This window comes from Nocardioides proteolyticus (assembly GCF_051280635.3).
GTDB lineage: Bacteria > Actinomycetota > Actinomycetes > Propionibacteriales > Nocardioidaceae > Nocardioides.
This window is the reverse complement of the sequence record NZ_JBNBPO030000053.1, coordinates 1-6,070: the sequence shown is the minus strand read 5'-3', so window position 1 is coordinate 6,070 and position 6,070 is coordinate 1. Positions and strand designations below refer to the sequence as shown.

General features: G+C 71.9%; 6 protein-coding genes. 3 read left to right on the top strand and 3 right to left on the bottom strand.

What is annotated here, in order from left to right:
* Together ACPOLA_RS19060 and ACPOLA_RS19055 are read left to right on the top strand one after the other, a co-directional pair.
* Positions 1–462, top strand: a 462-nt coding sequence (locus ACPOLA_RS19060; RefSeq protein ID WP_435772086.1) for an aggregation-promoting factor C-terminal-like domain-containing protein, incomplete at its 5' end; no start/stop codon positions are given.
* Between the two features lie 42 nt (positions 463–504).
* Positions 505–789, top strand: coding sequence for a GlsB/YeaQ/YmgE family stress response membrane protein (locus ACPOLA_RS19055; protein ID WP_435772085.1), 285 nt, complete (start codon positions 505–507; stop codon positions 787–789).
* A gap of 30 nt (positions 790–819) precedes the next feature.
* Here ACPOLA_RS19055 and ACPOLA_RS19050 read toward each other — a convergent pair whose 3' ends face one another.
* A complete protein-coding gene (locus tag ACPOLA_RS19050; RefSeq protein ID WP_435772084.1) occupies positions 820–2,211 on the bottom strand; it encodes a class II fumarate hydratase in 1,392 nt (463 codons plus the stop codon).
* 60 nt (positions 2,212–2,271) lie between these two features.
* Positions 2,272–2,553, bottom strand: coding sequence for a TFIIB-type zinc ribbon-containing protein (locus ACPOLA_RS19045; protein ID WP_435772083.1), 282 nt, complete (start codon positions 2,551–2,553; stop codon positions 2,272–2,274).
* Positions 2,554–2,708: 155 nt separating this feature from the next.
* Here ACPOLA_RS19045 and ACPOLA_RS19040 point away from each other — a divergent pair, with 155 nt between their 5' ends.
* Positions 2,709–4,163: a PhoX family protein gene (locus ACPOLA_RS19040; protein WP_435772082.1), complete on the top strand. Its 1,455-nt coding sequence runs from the start codon at positions 2,709–2,711 to the stop codon at positions 4,161–4,163.
* A gap of 15 nt (positions 4,164–4,178) precedes the next feature.
* Here ACPOLA_RS19040 and ACPOLA_RS19035 read toward each other — a convergent pair whose 3' ends face one another.
* Positions 4,179–5,882 (bottom strand): fumarate hydratase, encoded by a 1,704-nt coding sequence (locus ACPOLA_RS19035; protein ID WP_435772081.1) that lies wholly within the window; start codon positions 5,880–5,882, stop codon positions 4,179–4,181.
* Positions 5,883–6,070 lie beyond the last annotated feature (188 nt).

Genomic DNA, 6,070 nt, shown 5'->3' with positions numbered 1-6,070 from the left:
GACGCCGCGCGCGCCGCGGGGAGCGGCGACGCGGCGGTGGCCGCCGACCGGGCGCCGGTGCTCTCCCGGGCCGACCGTCGGCCGGAGGCCGACCCCGCGAAGGCCGCCGGCCTCGCCCCGTCGCGCACCGCGGCGCTGACCGACGAGCGCAAGCTCTCCGACTCCGACCCGCGCGACATCGCCCGCGCGCTGCTGCCCGACTACGGCTGGGGCTCGGAGCAGTTCGGCTGCCTGGACTCGCTGTGGACCAAGGAGTCGAACTGGCGCTGGAACGCCGACAACCCGACCTCGTCGGCCTACGGCATCCCGCAGTCGCTCCCCGGCTCGAAGATGGCCTCGGCGGGCGCCGACTGGGCCACCAACCCGGCCACCCAGATCAAGTGGGGGCTGGGGTACATCCAGGACCGCTACGGCAGTCCCTGCAGCGCCTGGGGACACAGCCAGGCCGTCAACTGGTACTGACCCGACCCGGTTGCCCCGGTCCGCGCGGGGCACTGTCAAGGCATGTTCCAGATCCTCGGTTTCATCATCATCGGCGCCGTCATCGGCGTCCTGGCGCGCCTGCTCAAGCCCGGGCGCCAGTCGCTGGGCTTCCTGGGCACGATCGGGCTCGGCATGGTGGGCGCCCTGATCGGCGGGATCGTGGCGTCGCTGCTCGGCACCGGCGCGATCACCGAGCTCAACGTGATCGGCTTCGTCGTGGCCGTGGTGGCGGCGGTGCTCCTCGTCGGCATCGCCGAGGGCATGGTCGGCAAGCAGCGTCACCGAGGCCGGGCCCGGCACGTCTGACGGCCGCGGGCCGGCGCACCGGCGGCCGGGTCAGGGCCGGGTCATCGCGTCCACGTCGAGCGCGGAGTCGAGCTCCTCGAGGGTGAGCTCACCGCGGTCGACGTAGCCCATCGCCAGCACCGTCTCGCGGATCGTGCTGCCGGTGGCCAGCGCCTGCTTCGCGACCTTCGCCGCCGCCTCGTAGCCGATGTGCTTGTTGAGCGGCGTCACCACCGACGGCGACGACTCGGCGTAGCGCCGCATGCGCTCCGCGTCGGCCGTGATGCCGTCGATGCAGCGGCGGGCCAGGGTGGTGGATGCGGTCGAGAGCAGTCGCACGGACTCCAGCACGTTGCGCGCCATCACCGGCATGGCGACGTTCAGCTCGAAGCTGCCGCTCGCGCCGGCGACGGTGACGGCGGCGTCGTTGCCGATCACCTGCATGCACACCATCAGCGTCGCCTCGGGCAGCACCGGGTTCACCTTCCCCGGCATGATCGACGAACCCGGCTGCAGGTCGGGCAGCCGGATCTCGGCCAGGCCCGTCGTGGGCCCCGAGCCCATCCAGCGCAGGTCGTTGCAGATCTTGGTGAGGCCGACGGCGATCGTGCGCAACACCCCGCTGAGCTCGACGAGGGAGTCCCGCGTGCCCTGCGCCTCGAAGTGGTTGCGCGCCTCGGTGAACGCCTCGCCCGTGGCCTCGCACAGCGCGGCGACGGCCGCCTGCGGGAAGCCCGCCGGGGTGTTGATCCCGGTGCCCACGGCCGTGCCGCCCAGCGGGAGCTCGCGAACGCGGGGGAGCACGGCATCGAGTCGCTCGATCCCGTGCCGGACCGTGGCGGCGTAGCCACCGAACTCCTGGCCCAGCGTCACCGGCGTCGCGTCCATCAGGTGCGTGCGGCCCGACTTCACCAGGTCGCCGAACTCCTCCGCCTTGGCCTCCAGGGAGCCGGCGAGCACGTCCAGCGCGGGTCGGAGGTCGCGGACGACGGCGAGGGCCGCCGCGACGTGGATGGCGGTGGGGAAGGTGTCGTTGCTCGACTGGCTGGCGTTGACGTGGTCGTTGGGGTGCGCCTCGACGCCCGCCCGGGCACACAGCGACGACACCACCTCGTTGGTGTTCATGTTGGAGCTGGTGCCCGAGCCGGTCTGGAAGACGTCGATGGGGAACTGGTCGTCGTGGCGGCCCTCGGCGACCTCCCGCGCCGCGGCAACGATGGCGTCGGCGACATCGCCCGGCAGCACGCCCAGCTCGCCGTTGGCTCGTGCGGCGGCCGCCTTGACCTCGCCCAGGGCGTGGATCAGCGCCGGCTCGATGGGGGTGCCGCTGATCGGGAAGTTCTCGACGGCACGCTGCGTCTGGGCCTTCCAGAGGGCGGCCGCGGGGACCCGCACCTCGCCCATGGAGTCGTGCTCGGTGCGGAAGTCGGCTGTCTCGCTCACGTCCCCGAGACTACGTCGGCCGGGCCAGCGCTCCGCCCGACGACGAGACCTCGCGCCGGGTCAGTCGAAGATCTCGCTGAGCCAGCTCTCCTTGCGCTTCTTCTTGTAGTAGCCCTGCTGCGGGTAGTGCTGCTGGGGCGCCCGGTAGGTGTCGTACTGCGGCTGCTGCGGCGGCTGCGGTGGCGGCGCCTGGCGCGGCTGCTCCATCTGCACCGACCGGTCGATGATCTTGTCCAGCTCACCGCGGTCGAGCCAGACGCCGCGGCAGGTGGGGCAGTAGTCGATCTCGATCCCGTTCCGCTCGCTCATCACCAGCGTGGCCTCGTCGACAGGACAGCGCATCGTCACATCCTTCGCAGTGGGGTTGCTCCTGGTCCAACGTATCCAGCGCCGGCGCGGTTCCCGAGGCGGCCGTTGCGATGGCCGCCCGCGCTGCCTAGATTGGGCCGCCTCATCGATCGCCGAGCTCGGGGGTGCCCATGTCGATGGATCGCAGGATGCTTGTGAAGTCCGCAGCCGCGGTCGGTGCGGCGGGGCCGTTCGCCGGGCTGGTCGCCTCGGGTGCGGCGCGGGCGCGTCCCCGGGCGGCCGACCTGGTCCCCGTGAGGGACAAGCGCGACGGCCGGGTGCGGCTGCACCTGCCCCGTGGGTTCAACTACCGCTCCTTCCACGACACCGAGGCGCCGGTGGTGCTCACCGACGGCACCGCGCTGCCCGGCCGGCACGACGGCATGGGCGCGTTCCGTGGTCCCGACGACACGGTGATCCTGGTCCGCAACCACGAGGTCAACAACCCGCGGCCGGCCTTCGGCCCCGACGGCCCGGGCGCGCCGGCGCCGTACGACCCGATGGCCGGGGGCGGCACCACCACCGTCCAGGTCACCCGGCAGGGCAAGGTGGTCCGGTCCTTCACCAGCCTCAACGGGACGATGATGAACTGCTCCGGCGGCCAGATGCCGTGGGGAGCGTGGATCACCTGCGAGGAGACGGTCAACGGCCCCGACGTGGGGGCGGACTTCACCGGGCGGCCGAACACGCCGCTCACGCAGCCGCACGGCTACGTCTTCGAGGTGCCGGTGAGCCACCAGCGGGGCGAGGGCCAGTCGTCGCGGCAGCCGATCCGCAGCGCCGGGCGGTTCGCCCACGAGGCGGTGTCCTTCGACCCGGAGGACGGGTTCCTGTACCTCACGGAGGACAACTTCGCGTTCGCCTCGGGCTTCTACCGCTACCGGCCGCCGTCGCACCCGATGGACGTCGGCCGGCTGGAGGACGGCGGCACGCTGCAGATGCTGAAGGTGGCCGGCACCGACAACGCCCACCTGGAGGCGGCGCAGGTCCCGGGGACGACGTACGACGTCGAGTGGGTCGACATCGACGAGCCTGACGTGCTCTACCCCTACCAGCCGGGCCAGCCGGCCCCGACCCCCAACGACACCGCCATCGTCCACGTCAGCAGCCAGGGCTGGGCGCAGGGCGCGGCGTACTTCTCCCGCCTGGAGGGACAGGTCTACGACGACGGGACCGTCTACTTCACCTCGACCCAGGGCGGCGGACCGGCCGAGGACGGATCCCACAACCCTGACGGCTACGGTCGCGGGTCCGGCCAGGTGTGGGCCTACGACACCCGCTCGGGCACGCTGCGTGTCGTCTTCCAGTCGCCCGGGCCGCTCGAGCTCGACCTGCCCGACAACATCACCACGTCGCCGCGCGGGACCCTCGTCGTCTGCGAGGACAACGTCGAGGACAACTTCATCCGCGGGCTGTCCCCGGACGGAGCGATCTGGGACATCGCGCTCAACCGGCTGCGCAGCGCCGGAGGCGGCGACCGCAGCAGCGACGAGTTCGCCGGCTCGACGTTCAGCCCCGACGGTCACACCCTCTTCGTGAACATCCAGGCCGCGGCCGGGATGACCTTCGCGATCTGGGGGCCGTGGCGCAGGATCGGCGTGTAGCGGCCGGCGTCCCGCCTACTGCGCGGAGCGGACCCGGATGCCGCTCAGCGGGACGGTCACCGCGCCGCCGGGGTCGGTGAAGAAGTCGTTGCCCTTGTCGTCGACCACGATGAAGGCCGGGAAGTCCTCCACCTCGATCCGCCAGACCGCCTCCATGCCGAGCTCGGGGTACTCCAGCACCTCCACCGACTTGATGCAGTCCTGGGCGAGCCGGGCGGCCGGGCCGCCGATCGAGCCGAGGTAGAAGCCGCCGTGCTCGGCGCACGCCTCGGTGACCTGCTTGCTGCGGTTGCCCTTCGCCAGCATCACCATCGACCCTCCGGCCGCCTGGAAGGACTTCACGTAGGAGTCCATCCGGCCGGCCGTGGTCGGGCCGAAGGACCCGGACGCAAAACCCTCCGGCGTCTTGGCCGGCCCGGCGTAGTACACGGGATGGTCCTTCATGTACGACGGCATGCCGTCGCCCGCGTCGAGCCGCTCCTGGATCTTGGCGTGGGCGATGTCGCGGGCCACCACCAGCGGTCCGGTCAGCGATAGCCGCGTCTTCACGGGGTGCTTGCTGAGCTCGGCGAGGATGGCCGGCATCGGCTGGTTGAGGTCGATCTCGACGACCTCCCCGCCCTGGATCAGCTGCGCCTCGGTGGTGTCGGGCAGGTACTGCGCGGGATCGGTCTCCAGCTGCTCGAGGAACACGCCCTCGGCGGTGATCTTGCCGAGTGCCTGGCGGTCGGCGGAGCAGGAGACGGCGATCGCCACCGGGCAGGAGGCCCCGTGGCGGGGCAGCCGCACCACGCGGACGTCGTGACAGAAGTACTTCCCGCCGAACTGGGCACCGATGCCGAAGCCCTGGGTGAGCTTGAAGACCTCCTCCTCCAGCTCCAGGTCCCGGAAGCCGTGGGCGCTCATCGAGCCCTCGGTCGGCAGGTCGTCGAGATAGTGGGCGGAGGCGTACTTCGCGGTCTTCAGGGCGTACTCCGCCGAGGTGCCGCCGATGACGACCGCCAGGTGGTACGGCGGGCAGGCGGCCGTGCCGAGCGAGCGGATCTTCTCGTCGAGGAACTCCAGCATCCGCTTGGGGTTCAGGATCGCCTTGGTCTCCTGGAACAGGAACGACTTGTTGGCCGAGCCGCCGCCCTTGGCCATGAAGAGGAACTTGTACTCCGGCTCCGCGCCGGCGGTGCCCGGCGTGGAGTACAGCTCGACCTGGGCCGGCAGGTTGGTGCCGGTGTTCCTCTCCTCGTACGTGCTCAGCGGAGCCAGCTGGCTGTAGCGGAGGTTGAGCCGGGTGTAGGCGTCGTACACGCCCCTGCTGATCCACTCCGCGTCGTCGGCTCCGGTGAGCACGCCCTCGGACTTCTTGCCCATCACGATCGCGGTGCCGGTGTCCTGGCACATCGGCAGCACGCCGCCGGCGGAGATGTTGACGTTCTTCAACAGGTCCAGGGCGACGAAGCGGTCGTTGCCGGAGGCCTCCGGGTCGTCGATGATCCGCCGCAGCTGTCGCAGGTGCGCGGGGCGCAGGTAGTGGCTGATGTCGTGCATCGCCTCCGCGGTCAGCCGCTGGATCGCGGCCGGGTCGACCTGGAGGAAGGTCCGGCCGTCCGGGCCCTCGACCGTCCGGACCCCCTCGGTGGTGAGGAGCCGCCAGGGAGTGCCCGTGCCGTACTGCTCGGGACCGACGGGAAGGAGGTCGGAGTACCGGAACTCTGCTTCAGCCACGGGCACCGAGGATATCCGGCGCGGCGCGACCGGCCGCCGTGGGTCCGGACAGCGCTTCCACCCCGGACAGCACCGTGGGGGGGGGGGGGGGGGGGGGGGGGGGGGGGGGGGGGGGGGGGGGGGGGGGGGGGGGGGGGGGGGGGGGGGGGGGGGGGGGGGGGGGGGGGGGGGGGGGGGGGCGGGGGGCG

What these genes read in the sequence shown, in the direction of transcription:
- ACPOLA_RS19045 (WP_435772083.1), bottom strand. Translation starts at nt 2,553, where the DNA reads ATGCGCTGTCCTGTCGACGAGGCCACGCTGGTGATGAGCGAGCGGAAC.
- ACPOLA_RS19040 (WP_435772082.1), top strand. Translation starts at nt 2,709, where the DNA reads ATGCTTGTGAAGTCCGCAGCCGCGGTCGGTGCGGCGGGGCCGTTCGCC.
- ACPOLA_RS19055 (WP_435772085.1), top strand. Translation starts at nt 505, where the DNA reads ATGTTCCAGATCCTCGGTTTCATCATCATCGGCGCCGTCATCGGCGTC.